A 23875-nucleotide genomic window follows, 5' to 3' on the forward strand; every position below is an offset into this window, starting at 1 on the left:
AAGATCCAGACGAGGCTGAGCGCGAGGGCCCAGAACTTGAGGTTGGACAGCATGCGAGGCATCACGAACACTCCAGTGGGGGAAGAGGGGACCTAGAGCCAGCCGTTCTTCCGGAATATTCGGTACAGCAACAGGCAGATCGCCAGGATCACGGTGATCACCAGCGGGTACCCGAACTTCCAGTGCAGCTCGGGCAGGTAGTCGAAGTTCATCCCGTAGATGCCCGCGATCATCGTCGGCACGGTGATGATCGCCGCCCACGACGTGATCTTGCGCATGTCGGTGTTCTGCTGCAGGGAGATCTTCGCGACCGTCGCGTCGACCAGGGTGGACAGCAGCTCGTCGAACGCCGCCACCCGCTCGGACACGGTCGTGAGGTGGTCGGCGACGTCGCGGAAGTAGGAGCGGACCTCGTCCGGTACCAGTCGCGTGTAGCCCTCGGCCAGCCGCTGGATCGGCGTCGCGAGCGGCATCACCGCCCGCCGCAGCTCGAGGACCTCCCGCTTCATCAGGTAGATCTGCTCGGCGCTGACCTGCGACCGGGGCGCGAAGACCTGCGCCTCCATGACGTCGATGTCGTTCTCGATCCGGCCCGTGACGTCGAGGTAGTGGTCGACGACGTGGTCGGTGATCGCGTGCACGACCGCGGCCGGGCCGAGCTGCAGGCGCTCGGAATCGTCGTCCAGCTCACGGCGCAGGCGCGCCAGGCCGGAGTGGTTCCCGTGGCGGACGGTGATCACGAAGTCCCGGCCGAGGAACACCATCAGCTCGCCGGTCTCGACGATCTCGTTCGCCGTGGTGGGGGACTCGTGTTCGACGTAACGGACGGTCTTGACCACCAGGAAGAGCGTGTCGTCGTAGCGCTCCAGCTTCGGGCGCTGGTGCGCTTCGAGGGCGTCCTCGACGGCCAGCTCGTGCAGCCCGAACGTCTCCGCGATGCCCTGGATCTGCTGGGAGTCGGGCTCGTGCAGCCCGATCCAGACGAACCCCTCGTGCCGCTTGCGGACCTCTTTGATCGCTTCGATGTGCGTCCAGCGGCCGGGCAGGCGCTCGCCCGCGACGTACACCGCGCAGTCCACGACGTACGCGGAGAGCGGCACCGGGACCGGGCGGACGGGGACGGCGCCCTTGTTGCCGCGGCCGCGAAGGCCGCCGAGCGAGGGAATGGCAGGCATGGGATCTCCTGGGCGTCGTGCGTGGTCGTGCGAAGACGACTGACCAGGGGCGGAACGCATCCGCCCCGCGACACCAGCGTTCCCGGGAAAAGGCCTACCAGGAGATGAGCCGGCCGGCGGGTGTGGTGGGAACGCTGGGAGTACTAGGGAGCGGACTATCGCCACTACTCATCGGGGTTCCTCACCTCCTTCGGGCCGGGTCCAGAGTGGTGGGGCTCGCGTTGACGCGCGAACACCAATGGTTGAGGGTACTCCTCACTACGGATGCGTGTCGTACCAGCCTCACGCGGTGTTACGCGGAACAGGCGGAACAGGGAGAGACGAGTGCAGTTCGGTCGGTACTACGAGGAGTTCGAGGTCGGTGCGGTCTACAAGCACTGGCCGGGCAAAACGGTCACCGAATACGACGACCACCTCTTCTGCCTGATCACCATGAACCACCACCCGCTGCACCTCGACGCGCACTACGCCGAGGAGACCACGGACTTCGGCAAGAACGTCGTGGTCGGGAACTACGTCTATTCGCTGCTGCTCGGGATGTCCGTGCCCGACGTCTCCGGCAAGGCCATCGCGAACCTCGAGGTCGAGTCGCTCAAGCACGTCAAGCCGACCTTCCACGGCGACACCATCTACGGCGAGACCGAGGTGCTGGACAAGACGCCGTCGAAGTCGAAGGACGACCGCGGCGTCGTGTACGTCGAGACGCGCGGGTACAAGCAGGATGGCCTGATCGTGTGCACCTTCCGGCGGAAGGTGATGGTGCCGAAGCGCTCGTACGGGGAAACTCGGGGCGGGGAGCAGCCGGGCCGGCCGGTACCGCACGAATGAGGCTGTGTGCACGGATGAGGCGCTGATGGACCTGGATCGCATCAAGGAAGTACTGCGCACGTTCGCGGAAGTCGAGGCCCGCGGGGTCTCGCCGCTGTACGAGCACCTGGCCCTGCGGGCGGCCGAGGACGACGACGTCGCCGGGCTGCTCGCCTCGGCGCGCGACGGCGAGGTGCGCGCGACGCTGCTGATGGCGACCGCGCACCGGCTCGTGCAGGCCGACCCGATCCACCCGCTGTCGCGGTACTACCCGTCGCTCGGCGGCTTCGACGGCGTCGACTCGGAGACCTGGCCGCTGTTCCGGTCGTTCCTGCTGGAGCGGTCCGAGAAGGCCAGGGCGCTGATCGCGTCGCGGTACACGCAGACGAACGAGGTCCGCCGGGCGGCGCTGCTGTACCCGGGCGTGGCGCGGGCGGCGAAGGAAGCGGGCGGCAAGGTCTCCCTGCTGGAGGTCGGCTGCAGCGCGGGCCTGCTGCTGGGGCTGGACCGCTTCGGCTACCGCTACCAGTGCGACGGCGGCGAGCAGCTGACGGCGGGCCCGGCGAAGACCCCGGTCGGCCTGCACTGCGCGTTGGACCTGGCGCCGGGCGCCGTCGCGCCGAAGCTGCAGAAGAAGCTCGCGTTGCTCGACCGGGCCGGTCTGGACCGCGCGCCGGTCGACCTCTCGGACGAGGACGAGCTGGCGTGGCTGGAGGCCTGCGTCTGGGCCGACCAGCCGGACCGCATCCGCCTGCTCCGCACCGCGGCGGCCGAGCAGGCGAAGCACCGGCCCCGCCTCATCGCGGGGGACGGGGTCGACGACCTGGAGGCGGCCGCTTCGTCGCTGGAGGGGCCGCTGGTGGTGGTTACGAGCCACGCGCTGGCGTACTTCCCGGAGTCACGGCGAGCCGCGTTCGTGTCGGCGCTGGCTTCGCTGGCGGCTTCGCGGCCGTTGTGGTGGGTGTCGGAGGAGTTCTACGGCGCCGGGCTCGAGACGGTGCTGCCCGGGCGGGACGACCTGGTGGGCGACGGGCTGGCGACGCTGGGCGTCGTGCGCTGGGAGGGCGGGAAGGCCGACGCGCACGCGTTGGCCCGGACCGCTCCGCACGGGCAGCGGATGACCTGGCTGCCGCTGTAAAGCCGCGGAGGTGGCGAATCACGGCATTTCAGGCGCGAGGCAGGGCGTTCCAGTCGCGGAGCGTCACGTAAAGCAGGTCGACCAGCTCTCCGCCCGCCTCCAGGGCCGACAGGTCTGCCGCATCGGACCAGCGCGCGTCCGTTGCGTCGTCACCCGCCGTGAGAACGCCGCCGGCGACCGCGCACCGGTAGTCGTGGATTTCGTACCGGCCCCGGGTCACCGTCCCGACCAGTGTGCCGGGAATCACGTCGAGTCCCGTCTCTTCGAGGAGCTCTCTGACCACGGCCTCTTTGTCCGTTTCGCCCGGTTCGACTCGGCCACCCGGCAGCGACCATTGCCCCGAACCGGGGTCATTCGCGCGCCGGATGAGCAGCAAGCGGCCGTGCGGGTCGAACGCTATGCCGCCGACGCAGCGGATCGTGGCGTCCCCAGGTGCTTCCATGTCCCGAAGGGTAGACGTGACCGACTTGAAAACGGATGTCCTGTACACGGAGAGTAGCCGTACGGTACACTTCGGACCACGTGCTGCCCCAAGCGCGGGACTTACCTCCCGTCCGCCTGTTCAGTGCGGTACAACGTAAAAAGTCAGGATTTCTGCTGTTGTCCGGTGTCACCGTAAGAGACGGGATTTGATCGCGGTGAACGTGAAGAAGATTGCGGGCCTCGCCGGTATCGCGTTGGTGCTGTTCTTCGTCATTGCCCAGCCGGGTCAGGCCGCGGGCCTTGTCGGCAACATCGTCCAGTTCCTCCGGGACTCGGCCGAATCGGTGATCACCTTCGTCAGCAACGTGTTCAAGGGCTGATCGCGGGGCTACCCTCGAACCATGTTCGCGCCTCGCGATCCCGACGAGTACCTCCTCGACACCGAGCGGCGGGTCATCCGGATCCGCCGCCACTGGGCGGTGCTGCTGTGGGACACCTTCGAAGCGGCCGCCCTGCTGGCGGTCTGCGTCCTGGTGTCCTACCTGCTGCCACCGGCGCTTTACATCGGCCAGAACATCCTCTGGTACGTCGCGCTCCTCGTCGTGCTGCGGTTCGCCTACGTGGTGATGGAGTGGTGGGTCGAACGGCTGGTGGTCACCGACAAGCGGTTCGTGATGACCACCGGCGTGTTCACCACCAAGGTCCTGATGATGCCGATCAGCAAGGTCACCGACCTCAGCTACGTGCGCACCGCCACCGGCCGCATGATGGGCTACGGCACGATGGTCGTCGAGTCGGCCGGTCAGATCCAGGCCCTCAACAAGATCGACTTCCTGCCGCGGCCCGAAGAGTTCTACGACACGATCTCGGAGCTGGTCTTCGGTGACAAGCAGAAGCAGGCCGAGCGCTTCTCGATGATCAAGGCCCAGCGAGCCGCCCGGGGCAAGAAGCCGGTCGGCTAGCCTCATCCCGCCGCGCGTGTGACGCAGCGCATCGTCGACAATGGACCCGATGCGCATCGACCTGCACGCCCATTCCACCGCTTCCGACGGCACCGACTCGCCGGCCGGGCTCGTCGCCGCGGCCGCGAAAGCCGGGCTCGACGCCGTCGCGATCACCGACCACGACACCACCGCGGGCTGGGCCCCGGCCACCGCGGCCATCCCGCCGGGCCTGACGCTGGTGCCCGGCGCCGAGCTCTCGACAGTCTCGATCAACGCCGAGACCGGCCGTCAGATCAGCGTCCACCTGCTGGCCTACCTCTTCGACCCGACGTCCGAGCCCGTCGTCACCGAGCAGACCCGGCTGCGCGTCGAACGCCGCACGCGGCTGCGCCGGATGGCCGAGCGGATGGCCGCCGACGGCCTCCCGATCGACGCCGACGAGATCTTCGGCCTGCTGCCCGAGGACTCGCCGCCCGGGCGCCCGCACCTGGCCCAGGCGCTGGTCCGGGCCGGGCTGGTCAAGTCCGTCGACGAAGCCTTCGCCGACTACCTGAGCCCGCGCCGCGGCTACTACGTCGCGCGTCGCGACACGCCGGTCGAGGAGGCCATCGACATGATCGCCGCGGCCGGCGGCGTCACGGTCATCGCGCACCCCTTCGCCTTCAGCCGCGGCGCCACCATCAGCGAGGAAACCCTCGCCGAGCTGGCCGCGCACGGGCTCACCGGCGTCGAGGCCGACCACCCGAACCACGACGAGCCGACGCGCGCCCGCACCCGCGCGCTGGCCGGGGAGCTCGGCCTGCTCGTCACCGGGTCCAGCGACTACCACGGCACGAACAAGACGATCGCGCTCGGCGAGTGCACCACCGACCCCGGGCAGTTCGAAGAACTCGTTTCGCGGGCGACGGGGTTCAAGGTCGTGAAGGGCTGACATGGCCATCGCCGACTTCTTCGACGCCAAGCTCTTCATGAGCGCGACGATCACCTTGATCGTCATCATGGACCCGCCCGGCACGGTGCCGGTGTTCTTGAGTCTCGTCGGCCGCAAGCCGGTCGCGACCAGGGCAAAAGCCGCGCGGCAGGCCGTACTGGTGTCGCTGCTGGTGATCAGCCTGTTCGCGGTCGCGGGCCAGGCGATCCTGGCCTACCTCGGCATCGGCATCCCGGCGCTGCAGGGCGCCGGCGGCCTGCTGCTCCTGCTCATCGCGCTGCAGCTGCTCACCGGCAGCGGCCACGAGGCCGAAGCGGCCACCGAAGACGTCAACGTCGCGCTCGTCCCGCTCGGCACGCCGCTGCTGGCCGGACCCGGCGCGATCGCCGCGACCATCGTGTTCGTCCGCCAGGCCGACGGGCACATCGGCGCGTACATCGCCCTGGCGCTGGCGATCGTCACGACGCACTTCGTGATCTACATCTGCATGCGCTACTCCGGCGTGGTCATCCGGCTGATCAAGGAAAGCGGCATCACGCTGCTGGCCAAGGTGGCCGGTCTGCTGCTCGCGGCGATCGCCGTGGAGCTCGTCGCGAACTCCGTGCGCGGCTTCATCGACGGCGGCAGCTGACCCCGCCTTTCGGGTTGTCCTGCCGGACAGGAACCGGCGGGTTCGTTGACATCGTTAGCACGCCTCCCGCAGATTGAATCCCAGCCCAGCGTTTGAATCGTTTCAACCGCCTTGTGTCGGTTTTCGGAGGCCTCGATGAAGTGGCTCAGAGCATTCCTGCCGGTCACGGTGCTGGTGGCGAGCGGCGTGGTCGCCGCACCCGCCGACGCCGCCCCGAGCTGGCAGAAGTACGTCGTCGCGCCGGCGAGCCGGGACGTGCGGCCGGTCAAGGTGCTGTCGACCGCCGGCGACGTCACGAACCCGGACGGCCTGCTCGGCCGGGGCGTCACGACGTTCAAGCGGCAGGCCCCGCCGCCGAAGCCGGCCTGGCCCACCGGGACCACGGCGGCCGCGTCGTCGTTCCACGCGCCGAACAACGGCGGGAACGGCCAGCCGCGGACGTACGCGCCCGGCAACGCCGTCGACGGCAACACCGACACCTTCTGGAACGACGACACGATCGGCGCCTACCCGGACGTCCTGACCATCACCTCGGCGGCACCCGTCGCGCTCCCCGGCGTCACGATCCTGTCCAGTGTGGACGGTGTGCCGCAGGACTACACGGTGGAGGTCCTGGACGGTGGCGCCTGGCGCGTCGCGGCTTCGGTGAGCGGCAACACCGCTGTCCAGCGCGCGGTGCCGTTCGACCGGCCGGTGACGACCACGCAGGTCCGGATCACCGTGACGAAGGACCAGAACACGCCGTCGGGGGAGTTCAGCCGCGTCACCGAGGTCTGGCCCGGCCTGGTCGCCGACCCGCCGGTGCCGGTCGCGGTGGTGGACTTCGGCAAGGTCGTCGCGGGCTACCCGAAGATCTCGTTCGCGGGTGCGTCCGCGAACCACCCCGGCATCCGGGTGTCGACCTCGGAAACCCAGCAGTACCTGGGCGAACGCTCCGACTTCTCGCGCTCGGACTTCTCCGGCGGGCCGGGCAGCGACCAGATCGCGGTGCCCGCGACACCGACCGTCTGGCGGGACACGAAGGGCTGTGCTTCCGGCACGCAGGTGTGCGCGGACGGCCTGCGCGGCTTCCGCTACCTGCGGATCAGCCTCGACGCGCTCGCGTCGGACGCGCCGCTCACCCAGCCGTCGGGTGAGGTGCGGATCAGCGGCGTCTCGCTCGACTTCACGCCGTTCCTCGGGACGCCGAGCACCTACCGCGGCTGGTTCGAGTCGTCCGACGATGCTTTGAACCGCTACTGGTACGCCGCGTCCTACACCAACGAGCTGGGGATGGACACGTTCCGCGCGTCCGATGTGGACCCACGCGGGGCGTTCTCGCCGTCGCTGGACGGGAAACTCGTGCTGCACGACGGTGCGAAGCGCGACCGGGACCCGTACGTCGGCGACGTCGCGGTGTCCGGGCTGACCGAGTACCTGACCCACCAGGACGGCACCGCGGCGCGCAACGTGCTCGCCGACCTGGCCGACCACCAGCGCGCGGACGGCTGGATCCCGCCCGCGTCGATCAACAACTACACGTTGCCGTTGTTCGACTATCCGCTCTGGTGGGTGACGTCGAGCTGGGACTACGTGCTCTACACGGGCGACACCGCGTACGCGTCTTCGTACTACTCGCAGCTCGTGAAGACGCTCGACGCGTGGTACCCGTCGGTCACCGATTCGCGCGGGTTGCTCGCGAAGGGCCTCAACGGCACCGGCGGCTACGGCGACTACGCGTTCCTGCCGCGTACGGGCGAAGTGACCTACTACAACGCGTTGTACGTCCGGGCGCTTCAGGGCGCGGCGGGCCTGGCGCGGGCGACCGGGCATTCCGGCGACGCCGACCGGTGGCTCGCGCGTGCTTCCGGGGTGGCGTCCGCGGTGAACGCTTACCTGTGGGACCCCGCGGCGGGGGCGTACCTCGACTCCGGGACGGGCGCGGTGCGCCACGGCCAGGACGGCAACAGCCAGGCCATTGTGGCCGGTATCGCGTCGCCTTCGCAGGCCACTTCGGCGTTGGCGCGGCTCGCGGCGGGTGCGTTGCCCTACGGGAACCCGTTCATGGACAACGACACTCTCGTTTCCGATGGCACGAAGCGCGTGTACGCGTTCACGTCGTTCCCCGAGCTGCAGGCGCGGTTCCGGAGCGGGCAGCCGGACTCGGCGATCGACCAGATCAAGCGGATGTACGGCTGGATGGCGTCCCACGACCCGGGCATCACGGCGTGGGAAGGCATCGGCGAGGGCGGGTCGCACTACGAGCAGGGGTACACGTCGGCGGCGCACGGCTGGTCGACCGGCGTCGTGCCCGCTTTGACGAACGAGCTGCTGGGCGTCTCGCCGGCTTCGCCGGGCTTCGCGACGTGGACGGTGTCACCGCACCCGGGTTCGGTCGCCTGGGCGCGCGGAGCGGTGCCGACGCCGAAGGGCGCGTTGTCGGCTTCGTGGACTCAGCAGGGTTCGGTGTTCTCGTTGACGGTGACGGCTCCTCGCGGGACGTCGGGTTCGCTGGTGGTCCCGTCGGGCCGCTTGGTACTGCTGGACGGGCGGCCGATGCGGGCCGTGGCCGGTGGTGCGCTGGCCGTTTCCGGCGGGACGCACACGGTCCTCGTGGTGAAGTAGCCGCACTTTCCGCGCGGGGCCGGTCGCGCCCCGCGCGGAAAGTGTCGGTGACATCTGGGGCTTCGCCCCAAGTCGGGGGCTCCGCCACCCGAACCCCCGGAAAAAGTGTCGGTGGTGGTGCGTAGCGTGACAGCCGTGAAGGAGCAGATGGGGTTCGACTTCGGCGTCGCGCAACCGGTACGGCTCACGAAGGTGTCGCCGGCGCGGCTGGCCACCTTCGACGACTGCCCGCGCCGGTACCGCCTCGCGTACCTCGAACGGCCCACCCCGCAGCGCACGGGGCCGTGGGCGCACAGCACGCTCGGCGCGGTGGTGCACAACGCGCTGCGGGCGTTGTTCGACCTGCCGGTGCTCAAGCGGGTGCCGCAGCGGGCGGTGGCGCTGGTGGCGGAGTTCTGGAAGGACGCGGGCTTCGAGAGCGAGGAGCAGGCGGCGCGCTACCGGGCGCGGGCCAAGGGGTGGGTGGCGGAGTACGTCGAGGACAACGACGTCACGCACGACCCGGTCGGGCTGGAACGGTGGGTGTCGGCGCCGGTGAGCCCGTCACCGGGGGAGAAGCCGTCGATGATCATCGAGGGCCGCGCGGACCGCATCGACGCGCGTGACGGCGCGTTGGTGATCGTGGACTACAAAACGGGACGGCGCCCGCCGGACGAGTACGAGGCCCGGGCGTCGCAGGCACTGGCGCTGTACGCGGTGGCGGCGGCGCGGACGCTGCGGATGCCGTGCACGACGGTGGAGCTGCACCACCTCCCGACCGGCACGATCGCGGCGGCCGAGCACACGCCGGAGAGCCTGCAGAGGCAGCTGCAACGCGCCGGCGAGACCGCCTCGGACCTCAGGCTGGCCACGGATACCCTGGACGCGGGCGGCGACGGAGACGAGCTGTTCCCGCCCCGCCCGGACCGCCGTTGCGCCTGGTGCGACTTCAGGCCGAGCTGCAAGGCGGGGCAGGAAGCGGCCCCGCAGATGCAGCCGTGGGACCTGCTCGCGCCCTGACAGGGAGGGAAAGTGCCTTCACCGGAAACCGACGAACTGGCCACGGTCCCGCTGCCCACGGGCGCGCCCGAAGTGGAGCGCCCCTCGGCCGGGACTGATGCGGCCGAGGCGCGGGAGGTGCCGCAGCAGCAGACGGAGCGGCTTGCGACTGGACCCGGCCCGGCCGCGGCGAGGTCGCGGCAGACCGAGCCGCTCGCCGCAGAAGCCGGTCAGGCCGAGGCGCAGCAGACTGAGCGGCTTGCGACCGGATCCGGCCCGGCCGAGGCGGGGTCGCGGCAGACCGAGCGGCTTGCGACCGAGCCGGGCGCACGGGTCGTTCCGCAGCAGACGGAGCCGTTCGCCGCCGAGCCAGGAGTGGCCGAGGCACAGACGGTCCCTCAGGAACGCGTCGAGCCCGAGCGGGTCGAGCCGTCGGAGACCGATGCCGAAGACCCCGCTGAGCCGGGCAAGCCGGGCGGTCGATGGTGGCGCGGCTTCACCGGCTCCCTCGCGGCCGGCCTCACGGTCCTGGCGATCGGCGTCCTCGTGGTGGCGGCGATCGACCTGAACACGGGCGCGCCGGGCCCCGGCGCGGTGCTGCTGGTCGGCCACCCGGTGGCGGCGGTGCTGGCGTTGCTGGCCCAGCGAGTCGCGGACCGTCGCAACGGGGCCCCGGCTGTGGGTGCGGGCGTTGCGGTGGTGCTGTTCACCGTCTCAGCCCTGACTCTCTTCTGGCTCACCTGAACCGTCGCCCGAGCACGCTTGATGCCCCTGCAATCACGCGAGATGCCGCTCCGGACACGCGTAATGCCCGCCCGATCACGCGAGTGACCAGCGCCGGAACAGCGAAGCCGGAACTCGCGTGATTGAGGGCCGAACTCGTGACTCGCGCCGGCTACTTCAGGGCCGTCAGGGTGTCGCCGCGTTCTTCCAGCAGGACCGGGCCCGCCGCGCCCAAGCGGACCGCCCCCGCGTACCCCCGGCGGTCCACCCCGACCGTCCGGATCGTGGAGCCGTCGTTCTCGTTCAGCACCGCCAAGCCGCCCTTGATCGGGACCACCAGCTGGGCCGCGAACAGGATCCCCGGCCCCGATGCGCTGCTCAACGTCCAGCGCGGCGAAAGGTCGTCGCGGGAAAGGGCCAGCATCTTCGACCCGCTGAACCAGTACACGTTCTGCGTCGTCTGGGTCGTCGCCTCGACACCGCCGGCCGGGTCCGCCGCCAGGTCCGTGGCCGGCACGTCCAGCGGGTACGCCGCGCGCTGGGAACCGTCGCCGTTGTAGACCACCAATAGCTTCTGGTCCGGGAGGACCACCGCCGTCAGGTCGCCGGACATCGCGATCACGCGCGCTCGCTTGCCGGCCAGCACGCTGCTGAACGCCACTGATGGCTCGTCGTCCTTCTCCGGGGCCGCCTTGTAGACCGTCAGGCGGTCCGCCGGGTCGCCCGGGCAGCGCTCGATCACGCCGACCTTGCCCGACGCCGCCGCCACCGTGCCGTACGTGCAGCCCGTGCGGGGCTGCTTGCCCGCGTTGACCAGCGCCGGGACCTGGCCGTACTCCGCGCTCTGCACCAGGTCGTCGCGCCACGTCGTGAGGAGCTTCTTGCCCGTTGCCGTCACGTGGGAGCCGTCGCCGACCAGGCGCGTTCCCAGCTCCGCGTTGCCGTTGCGCTGCGCCGTGATCCGGCCCGTGCCCGGGTCCAGCTGCGTGACTTCGCTGCACCCCTCCGACTTGGCGTAGACGGCGTTCAGCCGCCCCCACGTCTCGTTCATCGTGCACAACGGCCGGTCACGCGTGTAGTGCCAGCGGATCTGCCCGGTCAGCGGGTCGCGGGCGGCGACCTCGCCGCCGTCCGCCGTCGCCACCGCGTCGCCCGCCACCACCGGGACCGGCGTCGCGCCGCTGCGGGCGCTCCAGATCTCGGCCAGTGAGCCGGGCACCTTGTCCGGCGCCGCGGGCAACGGCGGGGGCGGCGCCGCCTCGGTGCGGTCGGTCGCCGCGCTGTCGCTCGTCACGCCGATGACCAGCGCGGTGGCGACCGCGACGACCGCGACCAAGGCCGCGGCCACCCGGTCCCGCCCGCGGTTCCAAGGCGAACGACGCGCCTTGACCCGCGGGGCGGGCGGAGAGCTCTCGGCCTCCTCGGAGACCTCCTCGGAAGCGTCCTCGAGGACGTCCTCCGAGCCGTACTCAGGGGTCTCTTCAGGCGCGTTTTCAGGCGCCTTCCCGACGTCGCTCACGTGCCCGGACCCCCGCGTTCAGGTTCAGTCTGCCGACGCAGGTGTATCAGACGTCGCGGCGGGACGGCGACGGCGGCGCCGCCGAGCGGGCCGCTCGGCGTTGTCGCCGGCTTCCTTCTCGGTGGCCGGGCCGGTCGCTTCCGGCGCGGTGCCGCGGGTGCGGCGACGCGACCGGGTGCGTCCCTCGGCGGCGGGAGCGTCGTCGGGGGACGAGGCAGCGGCGTTGTCCGCGGCCTCGATCGCCTCGGCCGCGTGCGAGCCACCGCGGGTCCGCTTGCGCGGGGTGCGGTTGCGCTTGCGCGGCGCGTCTTCCGAGACGGTCTCGCCCGGCTTGCCCCGGCCACGCGGGCCGCGGCGCTTGCCGCCCAGGTCCTCTTCCTCCTCGGCGGCCAGGCCGGCCCGGGTGCGGTTGGCCAGCGGCAGCCGGCCCTTCGTGCCCTCGGGGATGCCCAGGTCGGCGTACAGGTGCGGTGACGACGAGTACGTCTCCACCGGCTCCGGCTTGTCGAGGCCCAGGGTGTCCGAAATGAGCTTCCAGCGCGGCATCTCGTCCCAGTCGACGAGCGTGACGGCGACGCCGGTCCGGCCCGCGCGGCCGGTGCGGCCGATGCGGTGGACGTAGGTCTTCTCGTCGTCCGGGCACTGGTAGTTGATGACGTGGGTGACGTCGTCGATGTCGATGCCGCGGGCCGCGACGTCGGTCGCCACCAGCACGTCGACCTTGCCGGAGCGGAACGCGCGCAGCGCCTGCTCGCGCGCGCCCTGGCCGAGGTCACCGTGGACGGCGGCGGCCGCGAAGCCGCGCTCGACCAGGTCGTCGGCCACCTTCTGGGCGGTGCGCTTGGTGCGGCTGAAGATCATCGTCAGGCCGCGGTCCTTCGCCTGCAGGACGCGGGCGATCACCTCGGGCTTGTCCATCGAGTGCGCCCGGTAGACGAACTGCGTGGTGCGCTCGTGGATCGCGCTCGCGTCGTTCTCTTCGGCGCGGATGTGCGTGGGCTGCCGCAGGAACGTGCGGGCCAGCGTGATGATCGGGCCGGGCATGGTGGCCGAGAACAGCATGGTCTGCCGCTCGTCCGGCACCATCCGCAGGATGCGCTCGATGTCGGGCAGGAAGCCCAGGTCGAGCATCTCGTCGGCCTCGTCCAGCACGAGGCCACGGACCTTGCCCAGCACGAGGTGCTGCTGCTCGGCCAGGTCGAGCAGGCGGCCCGGGGTGCCGATCACGACGTCGATGCCCTTGCGCAGGGCCTCGATCTGCGGCTCGTAGGGGCGGCCGCCGTAGATGGCCAGGGTGCGGATGCCGAGGTGCTTGCCGGCGCCCTTGAGGTCGTTGGCGACCTGGATGCACAGCTCGCGGGTCGGCACCACGACCAGCACCTGCGGAGTGCCGTCGCCGGGCACCTCCACGCGGTGCAGCAGCGGGACGCCGAAGCCCAGGGTCTTGCCCATGCCGGTGCGGGCCTGGCCGATGAGGTCGTCGCCGGCCATCGCCAGCGGCAGGGTGAGCTCCTGGATCGCGAAGGTGCGCTCGATGCCGGCCTCGCCGAGGGCCTTGACGATCTCCGGCTTGACGCCGAAGGACGCGAAGGTCGGGTTCTCGGGCTCGACCTCGACGCCCGCCTGCAGCGGGTGCGAGGTGTCGAGCGCGGCCGGGCCGGTCTCGCTGTGCTCCAGCGCGACGGCGGGGGTCTGTTCGGTTGTGGGAATTTCTGCGGTCAGGGTGATCGCCTCTCTCGTGACCAGCGCGCACAGCCGTGGGTCCGCTCGACACTCGACCGGGAGTAAACCCTGGTCCCTGGCGCTGATCTTCAAGCGCGGAACCGGTCCGCCCCGGGAATGCCGGAAGAGGCGTGCACGCACATTGCAGTACGTCGGCAAGCCAACGTGACCTGCCTGTTCCCGACGCCGGTATGGCGTACGGAAGCTTCTATATCATCCGCAGTGTACCTGGTCAGCAGTTTTTCGACAGTACCCGGCACGCCGGAACCAGTGTGATCGGTCTCGTCCCGACACGCCCGGGTGCTTCGGCGATACCCTGCCCCCGTGACCGAGCCGAAAGAGATCTCAGAAGGCGTAGTCGACCTTCTGGGTGTGATCGCCTACCTCGAACTTTCCGCGTTCGACCGGATGGCCGAAGACGCGCGCAGCGCCCCCACCCTGGCCGGGCGCGCCGCGCTGGCGCAGATGGCCGCGGCGGAGATCGGTCACTACGGCCTGCTCGGCCGGCACCTCGCCGCGCACGACGTCAAGATCGAAGACGCGATGTCGCCGTTCGTGGCCCAGGTCGACGCCTGGCACGCCTCGACGCGGCCGAAGTCGTGGCTGGAATCGCTGGTCAAGGCCTACGTCGGCGACGGACTGGCCGCCGACCTCTACCGGGAGATCGCCAGCTGGCTCGACCCGGAGACCAAGGACCTCGTGCTCACCGTGCTCGCCGACACCGGCCACTCCGCGTTCGCCGAGCGCGAAGTCGCCGCCGGCATCGAAGCCGACCCCAAGACCCGCGACAAGCTGGCCCTCTGGGGGCGCCGCCTGCTCGGTGAGGCGCTGACCCAGGCCCAGTACGTCGTCGCCGAGCGCGACGGGCTCGCCGAGCTCATCATCGGCGGCTCGGGTGACCTCTCCGGAATTGCCGCGTTGTTCCGGCGGTTGCAACAGGGGCACACCAAGCGCATGCAGGCGCTCGGCCTGGGCTGACCCCGATGGAGTACCCGGAAGTGAGGACGCGGTCGAGCGCGGACATGCGCCACCGGAACGAGCCCGTTCGGTTAGCCTTGCCGAGCACATCCCTTACGAATTTCCAGCGGAGGTCCCACGTGGAGGTCAAGATCGGCATCAAGGACACGCCGCGCGAGCTGGTGGTGTCCAGTGGCCAGTCTCCCGAAGAGGTGGAGAAGCTGGTCGCCGAGGCCCTGACGGCCGGTGACGGGCTCTTCCGCATCAGCGACGAGAAGGGGCGCAAGTACATCGTCCCGTCCGACCGCATCGCGTACGTCGAGATCGCCCCGTCCGACGTCCGCAAGGTCGGGTTCGGCGTCGGCGACTGACTCGGAGCCACTCGAAGGCCACCCCGGGACCGCCCGGGGTGGCCTTCGTGCGCTCCGGGGTTCACCGGATCGGTCGGTTCTCCTTGGTGTGTCGCGATTCCGCCGCCTAACTTCGGCGAGCGATCCGGTGTCACGGGACCCGGACGCCCCGACCCCCAGGAGCACCCAGCATGACCACTGTCGAGCCGATGGCGAGCGACGTGGCGGATCTCGTGCGGAACACCCTCTCCGCGCACAAGTCGATGTTCCTCGCGACCTCGGGCAGCGACGGCCCGTGGGTCGGCGGCGTGTATTTCGCCGAGAGCGGACCGTTCACGCTGAACCTCGTCCTCGAGGACCGGGGCCGGACCCTGGCCGCGGTCCGCGAGAACCCGGTCGTCTCGGTGGTGGTGTCGACGGGCTCGCCGATGCAGCCGTTCCTGCAGGCCCAGGCGCTGGCCGAGGTCGTCCCGGCCGACGACGATGCCCTGGTGCGCGACCTGCTCGTCGCGAAGGTGCCCGAGGCGGAGCCGTTCCTGGCCGCCCCGGTCACCGCCGTGCGCCTGAGCGTCCGCAAGTGGCGCGCGACGGACATCCCGAACGGCTGGCTGCCCGGACGTGAGCTGCCGGGCCCGTTGCCCGGCCCGCGCCACCCCTGATCCGGCCGGGTCGGCCGCCGCGCGGGTCGGCCGCCCCGGTTCCGAAGTCCGTGAAGGCCTCCTCGACCGAGGGGGCCTTCACGGCGTTCTAGGCGTTGAGCTCTTCGAGCGTCGTGGGGACGTGGAACGGCGGCGTGCTCGTGCCGGTGATCCGGTACCGCCCCCACGGGTCCGGGTCCGACAGCTCCCCGGTGGCCGCATACGCGCCGGCCTGGATCGAGACGGCCTTCTTCTTGCCTCCGGCCAGGCGAGTCAGCTCCTCGTTCACCGCGACCCGGCCGTACCAGCGATAGAAGCCGTCGATCGGCTGGAAGTAGCCGCGCAGCTCCACCGTCGTCGACAGCGACACGCCGTCGACCTCCAGCGTCGCCGGACCGCTGTAGCCGTCCTCGTCGTGCTCGCTCATGACGTCTCCTCCAACGACTCGGACTCCGCGCGGCCCAGCTGGACCACCTTGTTGGCTTCCAGGGGCTGGTTCGGGTCGATGACCACGCCGTGCTGGCGGGTCAGCCCGTCGATCGCCGCCCAGATGATCTGCGTCAGGTACTCGACCACCGCGTCGCGGCCCATCGACCGGCGGTCGAGCCACCACTCGCCGGTGTTCTGGACCATGCCGACGATCCCGTGCGCCCACGGCTCGGCCGCGCCGGAGTCCATGTTGAACATCCGCATGTAGTCGCCCAGCAGCGCGGTCAGCGCCGTCGCGATCAGTTCCTTGTCCTCGGCCACGACGTCCGACGACACCGGCTTCTCCGGCCGCCCGTGCGCCAGCAGCCGGTACAGGTTCGGGTGCTCCTCGATCACCGTGAAGAACGCGTCGAGGGCCATCCGGATCCGCGGGACCGGCGCGAGCTCGGCGTTGATCGCCGGGATCAGCCGCTCGAAGAGGATCTCCGTGCCGCGCTGGCCGAGGGCGACGTAGAGGTCGGCCTTGTCGTCGAAGTGCCGGTACAGCACGGGTTTCGTGACGCCCGCCTCCGCGGCGACGTCCTCCATGCCGAGGTCGGGGCCGTGCGTGTCGAGCGCCCGCAGCGCGGCCTCGACGAACTCCTTGCGCCGCGCGATCCGGTGCTTGCGCCAGCGGTCGCGGCGGGCGTCGCCGGTCGCCTCCTCGTCGCGCGAGGACGACCTGGACGGCTTGCCGGAGCGCTTGACACGTTCGATCACGGGGCTCATGCTACCAGAGGTAACTGTTACCTCAAGTTACATGTTGGAAGGGGTGTCGGCGATGACGCGGACGCTGAAGGAACCGGATCGCGAGAAGACCGCGAACCGCCTGCTCAAGTCGTCGGCGAACAAGTTCTACGACCCCGACGTCGACATCGACTGGGCGGCCCCGCTCGTCGAAGGCAAGCGGTTCATCCTCGACGAGCGCTCCTCGCTCTACGGCACCGAGCTCTGGGACAAGCTGACACCCGAGCAGCGCATCGAGCTGGGCAAGCACGAGGTCGCGAGCGTCGCCACCACGGGACTGTGGTTCGAGATCCTCCTGATGCAGATGCTGCTCAAGGAGGTCTACGAGCAGGACCCGACGTCCGCGCACGCGCAGTTCGCGCTCACCGAGATCGCCGACGAGTGCCGGCACTCGACGATGTTCGCGCGGATGGCGTCGCGGATCGGCTGCCCCGCCTACGGCCCGGTACCGTGGCTGCGGAAGCTGGCGAAGCTGATGCCGACGATCTCCTACGGCCCGGCGCGCTACGGCGCGATCCTGGTGGCCGAGGAGGTCCTGGACCGGCTGCAGCGCGAGCAGATGAACGACGACGGCGTCCAGCCGCTGGTCCGGATGGTCAACCGGATCCACGTGCTGGAGGAGGCGCGGCACGTCACCTTCGCCCGCGAAGAAGTCACGCGCGGCATGGCGAAGCTGTCGAAGGCCGAGATCGGCTACCAGCAGTTCGTCATCGCGCTCATCTCGTACTTCGTGACGCGGGCGTTCATCAACCCGAACGTCTACAAGGCGGTCGGCATCCGGCCGCGCGACGGCGTCGAGGCGGCGCTGAACAACCCGCACTGGCAGGGGACGATCGCCTGGGCCGGGGAGAAGATCATGCCGTTCCTGGAGGAGTCCGGCCTGGTCGGGCTGCCCGGGAAGTACTTCTGGCGCAAGTCCTTCCTGCTCCCGGCGGGCCGATGACGACCGCGTCGCGGCTGCGGGACCCGTCGATCGGGCACCGGTTCGTCGCGAGCGACGGCGCCGCGCTGCACCTTTCGACGTCCGGGCCGGCCGATTCGGCGGTGACGCTGGTGCTGGTGCACGGCTGGACGCAGGACCACCGGACGTGGGACTTCGTGCTGCCGCACCTCGACCCCGGCGTGCGCGTCCTGCGCTACGACCTGCGCGGCCACGGCGGTTCGGCGCACGCCCGGCGGGGCTCGGCGACGATCGCGCGGCTCGCCGACGACCTGGCCGAGATCATCGCCGATCGCGTCCCGGAGGGGCCGCTGGTGCTGGCCGGGCACTCGATGGGCGGCATGACGCTCATGGTGCTGGCCGAACGGCACCCTGCCCTCGTCCGGGAGCGGCTGGCGGGGGCGGCGTTCGTCGCGACGTCGTCCGGGGACATGGACCAGCTGACGCTCGGGTTCCCCGGCCTGGTCGGCCGCGGCGTGACGCGCTTCGAGCCGCGGGTGGCGCGCCTGCTCGCCCGGCTGAAGGCAGACACCCTGCGGCTGCGGCCGGGGATGGTCCGCTCGGGCGCCCGGCGGCTCGTCTTCGGTGACCGGCCGGGACGCGCGCAGGTGGACAGCGTCGTCGAGCAGCTGCTCAGCGCGCATCCGGCGAGCGCGGGGATGTTCCTGGACGCGATCGCGGCCCACCGCGGCGTCGGCGGGCTGGGCGCGCTGTGCGACGTGCCGTCGGTGGTGCTGGCGGGGGAGAAGGACCGGCTCTGCCCGCTCGCGCACGCGAAGGTGATCGCGGACGAGCTGCCGCACGCGGAGTTCGTCCGGTTCCCTGGCGCCGGGCACATGCTGCCGCAGGAGCGCCCGTTCGAGGTCGCCCGCAGGATCTCCGCGCTGGTCCGGGTGGCCGCCACCCGCTGACCGCGAAGCGGCACTTCCCTCGGGGGACGTGCCGCTTCGGCGGGTCAGGAGTCCTTGAGCGGGAAGCCGCCGCCGATGCCGCGCCACGCCAGGTTGGCCGTCAGCGCCACCGCTTCCTCGCGGCTCATCGACTGGTGGTGCTGCAGCCAGAACCGGGCGCTGACCTGGCTCATCCCGACCAGGCCCACGGCCAGCAGCCGCGCCTTGTCCTCGTCGAGGCCCGCGTCCGCCGTGATCGTCTCCGTGATCGCGTCCACGCTCGCCGACGTCGCGCGGTCGACCGCTTCCTGGACCGCCGGCTCGCCGCGCAGGTCGGACTCGAACACCATCCGGAACGCACCCGCGTCGTTGCTGACGAAGTCGAAGAACGCGCCGACCGTCGCCGGGACGCGCTGACGGTTCTCCGTCGTCGAGTCCAGTGCCGTCTGCACGCGCTTGACCAGCTCGTCGACGTGGCTCTCCAGCAGCGCGATGTAGAGATCGAGCTTGCCGGGGAAGTGCTGGTAGAGCACCGGCTTGCTGACACCGGCCACTTCGGCGATCTCGTCCATCGCGGCGGCGTGGTAGCCGTTCTCGGCGAAGACCCGCTGCGCCGCGGCGAGGAGCTGGGCCCGCCGTTCCGTCCGGGGCAGGCGCACCCCGCGCTGCTGCAGCCGCGTCATCTCCGTCATGCCCATCCTCCCGTCTTCACACCTTCGACGGGCGGGGTCGCCACCGCGTGAAGTCGTCCTGAAGATTACTCGCCGGTATGTATGCCTTGCCAAGTGTCGGGCATCCTGGGTTCGTGAACGCCGCCGTGACCACGCGGGTGCCCCTCACCCACGTGCCCCTGTCGACCAGGGGATTACCCGCACTGGAACCGATACTCCCGCCCTGGCCGGCGACTTTCGAAGAAGTCGGGACGGCTCGCCTGCACGTCCGCCGCACGCCGGGTCCGGACGGCGTGCCCGCGGTGTACGTCCACGGTCTCGGCGGTTCGTCGACGAACTGGACCGACCTGGCCGCGCTGCTCGCGCCGGTCGCCGGCGGCACCGCGCCCGACCTGCCCGGCTTCGGCTACTCGGAGCCCGAGGAAGGCTTCGACTTCAGCCTCCAGGCGCACGCCGAGGTCGTCGCGCGGCACATCGAGGACGTCGGCGCGCCGGTGCACCTGCTCGGCAACTCCATGGGCGGCGCCATCGCCCTGCTCATCGCCGAACGCCGCCCCGAGCTGGTCAAGACCCTGACGCTCATCTCGCCCGCGATGCCGGACCGCCGCCTCGACCCGCGACGGCTGTCGGACCCGCGGATGGCGCTGGCGTACCTGCCGCTGGTCGGCGCGCGGGTGCGGGCGCAGCTGGCCGCCCTCGGCCCGCGCGAACGCGCCGCGCAGGTGATCAAGCTGTGCTTCGCCGACCCGTCGCGGTTCCCGGCGAGCCGGCTGGACGAGCTGGCCGAGGAGCACGGCGCCCGTGCCGGGTTCGCCTGGGCCGGGCCGGCCATGGCGCGCAGCACGTTCGCGATCTTCCGGGCCTGGTCGACGCTCGGAAAAGCCTCCCTGTGGTCGTCGGCGCCGCGGGTGAAGGCGCCGACGCTGGTGGTCTGGGGCCGCGAGGACCGGGTCATCTCCGTGCGACGCGCCCTGCGGACGGCCCGGGTGATCCCGAAGGCCCGGCTGCTCGTCCTGCCGCGGACGGGTCACGTGGCGCAGATGGAGCGCCCGATCGTCGTGGCGAAGGCCGTGCTCGGCATGTGGGAGCACGTCGAAGCCGGGACCTGGTAGCCCGATCGGGTGCCGACAAATCCCCGGGTGGACCGCCAGTCGCTCATAACGGTCCGATGGCGCTGTGGCACCCTGGTGCGGTGGACCGGGTGAAGCACGACGCGCGAGGCGAAGATCGGCGGGCTCCCCACCGTGCCTCGGCCCGCCGCACCCCGGAGCCCGAAGACCCCCCGCGCAACGGCCAGTACCGCCCCGGCGGGCAGCCGGCCCAGCGCGTCGGCGAGGACCGCTACCGCCCGGGCGGACGGCGGACCAGCGCCGAGCCGCTGAGCGCCTCCTGGAAGCCGCACGTCGAGACCCCGCGCGAGAAGCCGGAGCCGCCGAAGGCCGGCCTCGCGAAGTTCACCAAGACCTACGGCTGGCGCGTCTACGCCCTGCCGATCCTCGTCGTGCTGACCGTGCTCGTCGTCTTCAACACCGCGAACAGCCCGGCCGAGCCGATCGCCGAGCAGGGGGCGCCGGCCGGCGTCGAGTCGGCGGGCGGGGACGCGGCCGGCGGCGCGATCGACGGCAACGGCGAGCAGGCCATCCCGGAGAACCCGGCCACGCCCGTCGACCTCAAGGTGCCGACCGCCGAGCTGCCCGACGGCGGCCCGTTCACGCAGGCGGGCGCCGGCAAGTGGCACGTGGTGCCGGGCAGCGGCCCGAAGGTCGGCAACGGGAAGCTGTACACGTACACGATCGAGGTCGAGGACGGCATCGACCCGGCGAGCTACGCCGGCGACGACGCCTTCGCCTCGGCCGTCCAGGGCACGCTGTCCGACCCGGCGAAGGGCTGGACCTGGGACGGCAAGATCGCGTTCCAGCGCGTGGACGCCAACTTCCCGAACCCGACGTTCCGGGTGAGCCTCACCACGCCGGAGACCACCCACCGGCCGGACGCCTGCGGGTTCCAGATCAAGTTCGAGGCCTCCTGCTACCGCAAGAGCCTCGGCCGCGTGCTGATCAACCTGGCCCGCTGGGTGCGCGGCGCGAAGGCGTACGGCGCCGACATGACCGGGTACCGGCAGTACGCCATCAACCACGAGGTCGGGCACGCCCTGGGCAACCAGCACGTCGGCTGCGGTGGCAACGACCAGCCCGCGCCGGTGATGATGCAGCAGTCGTTCGGCGTCAACGACGACTACGTCTCGATGCTCAACGACATCCCCGGCGGCGACAAGGGCAAGGTGGCCAAGGACGGCCGCATCTGCAAGACCAACTCCTGGCCCAACCCCACGCCGTAGTTCTCAGCATCTGGACCCGGGAAGGTCTATTTGCCTGCGCGCGTTGTGCATAGTGGGATGGACGCGATCCGCGCGAGATGGAGGACCCGATGTCAGCACTGCCGCCGCTCGTCGAGCCGGCTGCCGAGCTCACCAAGGAAGAGGTGGCCCGGTACAGCCGTCACCTGATCATCCCGGATGTCGGGGTGGCCGGGCAGAAGCGGCTGAAGAACGCGAAGGTCCTGGTGATCGGGGCCGGCGGCCTCGGCAGCCCCGCTCTGCTGTACCTGGCCGCGGCCGGCGTCGGCACGCTCGGTATCGTCGACTTCGACGTCGTCGACGAGTCGAACCTGCAGCGCCAGGTCATCCACGGCCAGTCCGACGTCGGCAAGCTCAAGGCCGCGTCCGCGCAGGAGTCGATCGCCGAGATCAACCCGCTGGTCAAGGTGTACCTGCACACCGACCGCCTGGATTCGTCGAACGCGCTCGAGATCTTCGAGCAGTACGACCTGATCGTCGACGGCACCGACAACTTCGCCACGCGCTACCTGGTGAACGACGCCGCGGTGCTGCTGGGCAAGCCGTACGTCTGGGGCTCGATCTTCCGGTTCGAGGGCCAGGTCAGCGTGTTCTGGGAGGACGCGCCGAACGGCAAGGGCCTCAACTACCGCGACCTCTACCCGGAGCCGCCGCCCCCGGGCATGGTCCCCTCCTGCGCCGAGGGTGGCGTGCTGGGCGTGTTGTGCGCGTCCATCGGCTCGATCATGGTGACCGAGGCGATCAAGCTCATCACCGGCATCGGCGAGACGCTGCTCGGGCGGCTCATCAGCTACGACGCGCTGGAGATGAAGTACCGCGAGGTCAAGATCCGCAAGGATCCGGAGACCCCGAAGATCACCGAGCTGATCGACTACGAGGCGTTCTGCGGCGTGGTGTCCGACGAGGCCGCCCAGGCCGCGACGGGCAACACGATCACGCCAGCCGAGCTCAAGGCCAAGTTCGACAGCGGCGAGAACTTCGCCCTGATCGACGTCCGCGAGCCGCACGAGTACGAGATCGTCAACATCAAGGGCGCGACGCTGATCCCGAAGGACCGGATCCTCTCGGGCGAGGCGCTGGCCGAGCTGCCGCAGGACAAGCCGATCGTCCTGCACTGCAAGTCGGGCGCGCGGTCCGCGGAGGCGCTCGCCGCGCTGCACGCGGCCGGGTTCAAGGACGCAACGCACCTCGGCGGCGGTGTGCTGGCCTGGGCCAAGCAGATCGACCCGAGCCTGCCGACCTACTGACAGTGGTTGCCCGTGAAGGCCGCCTCCGGCTTCGGAGGCGGCCTTCACGGCGTTTCGTCCGAGTCGCGCTCCGGCGCTAAAACACTGCGTGACCAGCGCGTCTTCTCGATCGTGGACCGCCCGGCCGGGTACCGTCACCAGTTGTGCGGACAACCCTCGAACGTCCTCCGGCGCACGTCTGCGCGGCCTTCGGCGGCCTCGACGACGGCAGTGAACCGATGCCGGATTCGACGGCGTGGCGCTGCGGCGACCTCGTGTTCAAGCCGGTCACGGACAAGGCCAGGACGCTGTGGACGGCCCGCGCCCTCGACTACATCCACGAGCCGGGCCTGCGCGTGGCGAAGCCGGTCCGCTCCAGCGACGGCCGCTGGATCGTCGGCGGCTGGACGGCGTCCCGCTTCGTGGCGGGCACGCCCGAGCACCGCGGCGACGCTTCGGTGCTGGCGGCGGTGAAGCTGCACCGCGCGACCATCGGCCTGCCCCGGCCGGACTTCATCGCCGGCCGTCGTGACATCGACGCCGTCGCCGACCGCGTCGCGTGGGAAGAGCTCGAGGTCCCCCTCGAAGAGACGAAGGGCGGCCGCTGGTTCGAGGTCCTCGCCGGCGCCCGCCGCCCGATCAAGCTGCCGCTGCAGGTGGCCCACGGCGAGCTGCTGGCCGGCCTGCTGTTCGACGGCGACGAGGCTCCCGGCCTCGTCGACTTCGTCCCGTACTACCGCCCGGGCGAGTACGGCGCGGCGATCGTCGCGGTGGACGCCCTGGCCTGGGGCGGCGCGAAGCGGGAGCTGCTCGAGCGGTGGGCCCACCTGCCGGAGTGGCCGCAGCTGCTGCTGCGCGCGATCCTGTTCCGGCTGGCGTCGAACGCGCTGAACCCGAGGTCCACCCGCGCGGCTCTCGACGGCCTTCGCGCGGCGGCTCGCGAAGTCAGCGGTGTGCTCTGAGCAGTGGCGCGGGTCACTCACCTCACCGCCGGGGGCGCGGGAAACCCGTCGCAATGTCAACTGCCTGAAACATTC

The 23875-nt window shown here is 70.7% G+C and carries 25 protein-coding genes; 18 read left to right on the forward strand and 7 right to left on the reverse strand.

What is annotated here, in order from left to right:
- Positions 1-92: 92 nt before the first annotated feature.
- A complete protein-coding gene (gene corA / locus ABZ342_RS07160; RefSeq protein ID WP_155549222.1) occupies positions 93-1175 on the reverse strand; it encodes a magnesium/cobalt transporter CorA in 1083 nt (360 codons plus the stop codon).
- 324 nt (positions 1176-1499) lie between these two features.
- On the opposite strand from corA, the gene ABZ342_RS07165 reads away from it, so the two are divergent.
- Positions 1500-2003, forward strand: a complete 504-nt coding sequence (locus tag ABZ342_RS07165; RefSeq protein ID WP_013223004.1) for a MaoC family dehydratase — start codon at positions 1500-1502, stop codon at positions 2001-2003.
- A 25-nt stretch (positions 2004-2028) separates the two neighbouring features.
- Complete coding sequence (locus ABZ342_RS07170; protein ID WP_360469692.1) at positions 2029-3120, forward strand: DUF2332 domain-containing protein; 1092 nt, start codon at positions 2029-2031, stop codon at positions 3118-3120.
- Positions 3121-3148: 28 nt separating this feature from the next.
- On the opposite strand, the gene ABZ342_RS07175 is transcribed toward ABZ342_RS07170, so the two are convergent.
- Positions 3149-3562 (reverse strand): NUDIX domain-containing protein, encoded by a 414-nt coding sequence (locus ABZ342_RS07175; protein ID WP_360469695.1) that lies wholly within the window; start codon positions 3560-3562, stop codon positions 3149-3151.
- A gap of 196 nt (positions 3563-3758) precedes the next feature.
- On the opposite strand from ABZ342_RS07175, the gene ABZ342_RS07180 reads away from it, so the two are divergent.
- The 7 genes from ABZ342_RS07180 (at position 3759) to ABZ342_RS07210 (ending at position 10375) form a co-directional block, all read left to right on the forward strand.
- The gene (locus tag ABZ342_RS07180; protein ID WP_196425937.1) at positions 3759-3923 is read left to right on the forward strand and encodes a hypothetical protein; all 165 of its coding nucleotides are present in this window, start codon (positions 3759-3761) and stop codon (positions 3921-3923) included.
- 21 nt (positions 3924-3944) lie between these two features.
- On the forward strand, positions 3945-4505 hold the full coding sequence (locus ABZ342_RS07185; protein ID WP_003095467.1) for a PH domain-containing protein: 561 nt from the start codon (positions 3945-3947) through the stop codon (positions 4503-4505).
- 40 nt (positions 4506-4545) lie between these two features.
- Complete coding sequence (locus ABZ342_RS07190; protein ID WP_360469698.1) at positions 4546-5418, forward strand: PHP domain-containing protein; 873 nt, start codon at positions 4546-4548, stop codon at positions 5416-5418.
- A gap of 1 nt (position 5419) precedes the next feature.
- Entirely contained in the window at positions 5420-6049 is a 630-nt protein-coding gene (locus tag ABZ342_RS07195; protein WP_155549226.1) for a MarC family protein, read from the forward strand.
- A gap of 135 nt (positions 6050-6184) precedes the next feature.
- Positions 6185-8653, forward strand: a complete 2469-nt coding sequence (locus ABZ342_RS07200) for an alpha-L-rhamnosidase C-terminal domain-containing protein (RefSeq protein ID WP_360469702.1) — start codon at positions 6185-6187, stop codon at positions 8651-8653.
- 147 nt (positions 8654-8800) lie between these two features.
- Positions 8801-9652 carry a PD-(D/E)XK nuclease family protein gene (locus tag ABZ342_RS07205; protein WP_196425935.1) on the forward strand — a complete coding sequence of 284 codons (852 nt, stop codon included), beginning with the start codon at positions 8801-8803 and terminating at the stop codon, positions 9650-9652.
- A 12-nt stretch (positions 9653-9664) separates the two neighbouring features.
- Entirely contained in the window at positions 9665-10375 is a 711-nt protein-coding gene (locus ABZ342_RS07210) for a hypothetical protein (RefSeq protein ID WP_360469705.1), read from the forward strand.
- Between the two features lie 151 nt (positions 10376-10526).
- Here the strand turns inward: ABZ342_RS07210 and ABZ342_RS07215 are convergent, their stop codons facing one another.
- Together ABZ342_RS07215 and ABZ342_RS07220 are read right to left on the reverse strand one after the other, a co-directional pair.
- Entirely contained in the window at positions 10527-11873 is a 1347-nt protein-coding gene (locus ABZ342_RS07215) for a hypothetical protein (RefSeq protein ID WP_360469708.1), read from the reverse strand.
- Between the two features lie 24 nt (positions 11874-11897).
- The gene (locus ABZ342_RS07220; protein WP_155549230.1) at positions 11898-13688 is read right to left on the reverse strand and encodes a DEAD/DEAH box helicase; all 1791 of its coding nucleotides are present in this window, start codon (positions 13686-13688) and stop codon (positions 11898-11900) included.
- A 231-nt stretch (positions 13689-13919) separates the two neighbouring features.
- Between ABZ342_RS07220 and ABZ342_RS07225 the strand changes: the two genes are divergently transcribed.
- The 3 genes from ABZ342_RS07225 (at position 13920) to ABZ342_RS07235 (ending at position 15561) form a co-directional block, all read left to right on the forward strand.
- Positions 13920-14573, forward strand: coding sequence for a ferritin-like fold-containing protein (locus tag ABZ342_RS07225; protein WP_155549231.1), 654 nt, complete (start codon positions 13920-13922; stop codon positions 14571-14573).
- Between the two features lie 119 nt (positions 14574-14692).
- Positions 14693-14923: a DUF3107 domain-containing protein gene (locus ABZ342_RS07230; protein ID WP_125307071.1), complete on the forward strand. Its 231-nt coding sequence runs from the start codon at positions 14693-14695 to the stop codon at positions 14921-14923.
- Positions 14924-15093: 170 nt separating this feature from the next.
- Positions 15094-15561, forward strand: coding sequence for a pyridoxamine 5'-phosphate oxidase family protein (locus ABZ342_RS07235; RefSeq protein ID WP_360469713.1), 468 nt, complete (start codon positions 15094-15096; stop codon positions 15559-15561).
- A gap of 88 nt (positions 15562-15649) precedes the next feature.
- Here ABZ342_RS07235 and ABZ342_RS07240 read toward each other — a convergent pair whose 3' ends face one another.
- Together ABZ342_RS07240 and ABZ342_RS07245 are read right to left on the reverse strand one after the other, a co-directional pair.
- Positions 15650-15967, reverse strand: a complete 318-nt coding sequence (locus ABZ342_RS07240) for a DUF4873 domain-containing protein (RefSeq protein WP_360469716.1) — start codon at positions 15965-15967, stop codon at positions 15650-15652.
- A complete protein-coding gene (locus ABZ342_RS07245; RefSeq protein WP_155549234.1) occupies positions 15964-16737 on the reverse strand; it encodes a TetR/AcrR family transcriptional regulator in 774 nt (257 codons plus the stop codon). Before ABZ342_RS07245 ends, ABZ342_RS07240 begins: the two co-directional genes overlap by 4 nt.
- A gap of 52 nt (positions 16738-16789) precedes the next feature.
- Between ABZ342_RS07245 and ABZ342_RS07250 the strand changes: the two genes are divergently transcribed.
- Together ABZ342_RS07250 and ABZ342_RS07255 are read left to right on the forward strand one after the other, a co-directional pair.
- Positions 16790-17698: a diiron oxygenase gene (locus ABZ342_RS07250; RefSeq protein ID WP_196425905.1), complete on the forward strand. Its 909-nt coding sequence runs from the start codon at positions 16790-16792 to the stop codon at positions 17696-17698.
- Entirely contained in the window at positions 17695-18606 is a 912-nt protein-coding gene (locus ABZ342_RS07255; protein WP_360469720.1) for an alpha/beta hydrolase, read from the forward strand. Before ABZ342_RS07250 ends, ABZ342_RS07255 begins: the two co-directional genes overlap by 4 nt.
- Positions 18607-18650: 44 nt before the next feature.
- Here the strand turns inward: ABZ342_RS07255 and ABZ342_RS07260 are convergent, their stop codons facing one another.
- Positions 18651-19277 (reverse strand): TetR/AcrR family transcriptional regulator, encoded by a 627-nt coding sequence (locus ABZ342_RS07260; RefSeq protein ID WP_125307066.1) that lies wholly within the window; start codon positions 19275-19277, stop codon positions 18651-18653.
- A gap of 77 nt (positions 19278-19354) precedes the next feature.
- Here ABZ342_RS07260 and ABZ342_RS07265 point away from each other — a divergent pair, with 77 nt between their 5' ends.
- The 4 genes from ABZ342_RS07265 (at position 19355) to ABZ342_RS07280 (ending at position 23800) form a co-directional block, all read left to right on the forward strand.
- Positions 19355-20368: an alpha/beta fold hydrolase gene (locus ABZ342_RS07265; RefSeq protein WP_230863101.1), complete on the forward strand. Its 1014-nt coding sequence runs from the start codon at positions 19355-19357 to the stop codon at positions 20366-20368.
- 80 nt (positions 20369-20448) lie between these two features.
- The gene (locus ABZ342_RS07270) at positions 20449-21594 is read left to right on the forward strand and encodes a DUF3152 domain-containing protein (protein WP_360469724.1); all 1146 of its coding nucleotides are present in this window, start codon (positions 20449-20451) and stop codon (positions 21592-21594) included.
- Positions 21595-21683: 89 nt separating this feature from the next.
- Complete coding sequence (gene moeZ, locus ABZ342_RS07275; RefSeq protein WP_360469727.1) at positions 21684-22859, forward strand: adenylyltransferase/sulfurtransferase MoeZ; 1176 nt, start codon at positions 21684-21686, stop codon at positions 22857-22859.
- 143 nt (positions 22860-23002) lie between these two features.
- Positions 23003-23800 carry a TIGR02569 family protein gene (locus ABZ342_RS07280; protein WP_360469730.1) on the forward strand — a complete coding sequence of 266 codons (798 nt, stop codon included), beginning with the start codon at positions 23003-23005 and terminating at the stop codon, positions 23798-23800.
- Positions 23801-23875 lie beyond the last annotated feature (75 nt).

The sequence above is a fragment of the Amycolatopsis sp. NPDC005961 genome (genome assembly GCF_040629235.1).
Lineage (GTDB): Bacteria > Actinomycetota > Actinomycetes > Mycobacteriales > Pseudonocardiaceae > Amycolatopsis > Amycolatopsis camponoti.